The following is a 3,452-nucleotide window of genomic DNA, read 5'->3' as shown; positions in this document are numbered from 1 at the left end:
GGCTTGGGGGTGGGCGGCCGAGGGGGTGGGGTGGTGGGTGACTTCAGGGTCGGCCGAGGGGGTGGGCCCGTGGGCGGCTTCGGAGGCGGTCCGCCGGGCCAGGGCTGCCAATGGGCTGATGTGGGCTGCGGGCATCGTCCCTCCCCCGGAGCGGGCAGGCGGGCGAGCGGGCGAGCGGACGGGCTGCTCGCAGGGATCGTAGGCGGTGGGGCCGGGCCCGCCCAGTCCGCCGACCGGTCCGAACAGACCTCCGACGGCTCCGCGCAGTCCACCGTTCGGCCCGGACAGACGTCCCGCCGCCCCGCCGAGTCCGCCGACCGGCCCGCACGGGCCTCCGACCGCCCCGCCGAATCCGCCGAGCCCGCCAGCCGGCCCGAAACAGGCCGATGGCCGGGCATCTCCCCAGATGCCCGGCCATTCTGCCGTCCGCCGCACCCCCGTCCCCACGGGGTTGTCGGCCGGAAGTCCCCCGTCCCGGGCCGCTCTCCCGGGACCGGGGCGCCTCAGCGCCCCAGCATTCCGGCCACGGACGACGCCTGTGTCATGACGGCATCCCAGCCGCCGAACACGACGGCGAGCAGGACCGCCAGCGGCAGCACCATGGCCACCGCGACGAGCGGATGCCGGCGTGCCCCGGAGGTCCGTCCGCCGAACGCCGAGACGCCCCTGCGTCCTTGCGTACGGACGGCCGTGCGTCCGAAGAGGTCCGACATCGCCCCGCTCCCGTCAGTCTTGGGGCGGCGGGTGTCTGACCTCGGGGGACGAGTGCGTTCACCCGCCGCTTGCAGACAACATTAGGCATCCGGCGGGCCGCGGGCGTCATGCCGTCGTACCGATTGGGCGGCCTACGCCAGGATGACGGTACGCCGCGGCGCCTACTCCCCTGGGTGGAGATGTCCCCCTCAGGACCTGGGGTCATCCCGGAGGGGACGCTCCCCGGCCGCCTCGGACTCCTCGACCCGCGGCACGGGGTGTTCGACCAGGGCGAGGACCCGGTTGGCCATGAAGCGGGCGGTACGGACCACCGAGCCGCTCCGGGTGACTTCGCTCACTTCCACCACTCCCCTGCGCACCGCCGTCTCGACCCTGCGGCCCGCCCTGCTCGCCACCACTTCATACGCCCGGGTGGTGTCCCCGGCATCCACGACGATCTCGACCCGGTCACCCTTCACCGCGTCAATCCCCCTTCCGCGACGGATCATTGGGCACACGCGCGGGAGGCCGGACCGCGCCGCGTCCGGATTTCCCCCACACCGTCAGCATCCCACCGGCCACTGACAATCCGGTCGCCGACGCATGCGCGGCCTATCAGCACAGCGAGCCGTCAATCCGTAAGCTGTGCCACGTCAGACGGGACCGGGCAGCGGGGATGGACATGGCGATGATGCGGCTCCGGCGCGAGGACCCGCGTGTCGTCGGTTCGTACCGGCTCCACCGGAGGCTCGGCGCGGGCGGGATGGGCGTGGTCTACCTCGGCTCCGACAAGCGCGGGCAGCGGGTGGCCCTGAAGGTCATCCGCCCCGACCTCGCCGAGGACCAGGAGTTCCGCTCGCGGTTCGCCCGCGAGGTGTCGGCCGCACGGCGTATCCGCGGCGGCTGTACGGCGCGGCTGGTGGCCGCCGACCTGGACGCGGACCGGCCCTGGTTCGCGACGCAGTACGTCCCCGGGCCCTCGCTGCACGACAAGGTCAACGACGAGGGGCCGCTGCACCCGGCGCAGGTCGCCTCGATCGGCGCCGCGCTGTCCGAGGGCCTGCTGGCGGTGCACGACGCCGGCGTGGTCCACCGGGACCTGAAGCCGTCCAACATCCTGCTCTCCCCCAAGGGCCCGCGCATCATCGACTTCGGCATCGCGTGGGCCACCGGGGCGAGCACGCTCACCCACGTCGGTACGGCGGTCGGATCGCCCGGGTTCCTCGCGCCGGAGCAGGTGCGGGGCGCGGCCGTGACCCCGGCGACGGACATCTTCGCGCTGGGCGCGACGCTCGCGTACGCGTGCACGGCGGACTCGCCCTTCGGCCAGGGCAGTTCGGAAGTCATGCTCTACCGCGTCGTGCACGAGGAGGCGCAGCTGTCCGGCGTGCCGGACGCGCTGGCCCCGCTGCTCGCGGCGTGCCTGGCGAAGGACCCGGCGGACCGGCCCAGCACGCTGTCGCTGTCGCTGCGGCTGAAGGAGATCGCGGCGCGCGAGGCGCAGGGGCTGTCCATGCCGGGCGGGCCCGGCGGCGAGATGCCGCCCGGCGGGGCCGGGCGTCTGCGGCCGGGGCGCGGCCCGTCGCCCGAGCGGGGCGCGGGGGCGCCGTCCGAGCGGAGCACTCCGGCCCGGGCGGCCAGGTCCGTACGCCCGCAGGCGGACCGGCCGACCGGCAAGCGTGCGGAGGAGTACGCGCGGCAGCGTACGGAGCGGCGGGCGGCCAACACGCCGACGCCGCGTCCCCAGCCGCCGCGCGCCGGCGGGGCGGGCCGGGGTGCCACGCCGGTCCGGCCCCAGGGAACACCGGGTGCTTCGAGCGCTCCGGGTGCGGGCGCCCCGGGCGCGGGTCCTTCGGGAGAAGCCGCGCCGAAGTCCCACGGCGGCAGGCGGCCCTCGGCGCGCCCGTCCGTACCAGGAGCACGCACCCCGGGCCGAAACGGTTCGCGCCCGGCTCGGGTCTCCCGTACGGGATCGCGTACGTCGCCCGGCGCGCGCAGGCCCGGCCCCGACCGGCGGCTGCTGCGTCAGCGGATCATCGTGTTCATCACGGTGACGCTGCTGGTGGCGCTGGGGATCGCGGTGGCGCAGGGGTGCCAGGGCCCGGCCAGGAGTCTGGGGTCCGAGCGGTCGGCATACGGGGCGGGGCACGTTTCGTCGTCGTCCGCGCTCCCACCGGAGACCGGCCGGAGCTGACGGCCTGCCGACGGACGCCCGGCAACCGGCGGCGGATTCGAACATTTCGTCCCGCCCAGCGGCGGGCGGGTGCTACTTTCGCGCCATGTCCAAGATCGAGAACGACCAGGCCGAAAAGACCGACAAGGCCGAGATAGACGCGCTGACCGCCGAGTTCTTCGGCGCCTTCGACAACCGGGACGGCCGGACCCCCGATGTGGCCGTGATCCGCCGGCTGGTCCTGCCGGAGGGCGTGATCGTGGTGACCGGCCCGCAGTTCAGGGTCTACTCCGTGGAGGCGTTCATCGAGCCGCGGCAGCGGCTGCTGACCGAGGGCCGGCTGGTCGAGTTCTCGGAATGGGAGACGTCCGAGCGGACCGAGATCGCGGGCGACATCGCGTCGCGGTTCGGCACGTACCGCAAGTCCGGGTTCCTGGACGGCGCCCCGTACGAGGGCGAGGGGAGCAAGTCCTTCCAGTTCGTCCGCACCCCGGAAGGCTGGCGGATCGCCGCCTTCGCCTGGTACGACCAGCCCTGACCCGGACCGCTGGCCCACGGGCCGACCGCCCCGTGCTCACCCGCCGGC

4 protein-coding genes are annotated in these 3,452 nt (G+C 74.6%); 2 read left to right on the top strand and 2 right to left on the bottom strand.

Annotation, left to right across the window (positions count from 1 at the left end; all coding sequences use genetic code 11):
* Positions 1-503: 503 nt before the first annotated feature.
* Positions 504-713 carry a hypothetical protein gene (locus ADK86_RS14345; RefSeq protein ID WP_053696951.1) on the bottom strand — a complete coding sequence of 70 codons (210 nt, stop codon included), beginning with the start codon at positions 711-713 and terminating at the stop codon, positions 504-506.
* A gap of 189 nt (positions 714-902) precedes the next feature.
* The gene (locus ADK86_RS14340; protein WP_030639667.1) at positions 903-1,172 is read right to left on the bottom strand and encodes a hypothetical protein; all 270 of its coding nucleotides are present in this window, start codon (positions 1,170-1,172) and stop codon (positions 903-905) included.
* Positions 1,173-1,375: 203 nt separating this feature from the next.
* On the opposite strand from ADK86_RS14340, the gene ADK86_RS14335 reads away from it, so the two are divergent.
* Positions 1,376-2,887: a serine/threonine protein kinase gene (locus ADK86_RS14335; protein ID WP_053696952.1), complete on the top strand. Its 1,512-nt coding sequence runs from the start codon at positions 1,376-1,378 to the stop codon at positions 2,885-2,887.
* A gap of 85 nt (positions 2,888-2,972) precedes the next feature.
* Positions 2,973-3,404 carry a DUF4440 domain-containing protein gene (locus ADK86_RS14330; protein ID WP_053696950.1) on the top strand — a complete coding sequence of 144 codons (432 nt, stop codon included), beginning with the start codon at positions 2,973-2,975 and terminating at the stop codon, positions 3,402-3,404.
* Positions 3,405-3,452: the final 48 nt, after the last annotated feature.

It is taken from the genome of Streptomyces sp. NRRL F-5755 (assembly GCF_001279365.1).
Classification (GTDB): Bacteria; Actinomycetota; Actinomycetes; order Streptomycetales; family Streptomycetaceae; genus Streptomyces; species Streptomyces rimosus.
The sequence above is the reverse complement of the archived record's forward strand: the minus strand, read 5'-3'. Positions and strand labels throughout refer to the sequence as shown.

Coding starts and splice junctions, on each gene's coding strand:
- ADK86_RS14345 (WP_053696951.1), bottom strand. CDS start 713: ATGTCGGACCTCTTCGGACGCACGGCCGTCCGTACGCAAGGACGCAGG.
- ADK86_RS14335 (WP_053696952.1), top strand. CDS start 1,376: ATGGCGATGATGCGGCTCCGGCGCGAGGACCCGCGTGTCGTCGGTTCG.
- ADK86_RS14330 (WP_053696950.1), top strand. CDS start 2,973: ATGTCCAAGATCGAGAACGACCAGGCCGAAAAGACCGACAAGGCCGAG.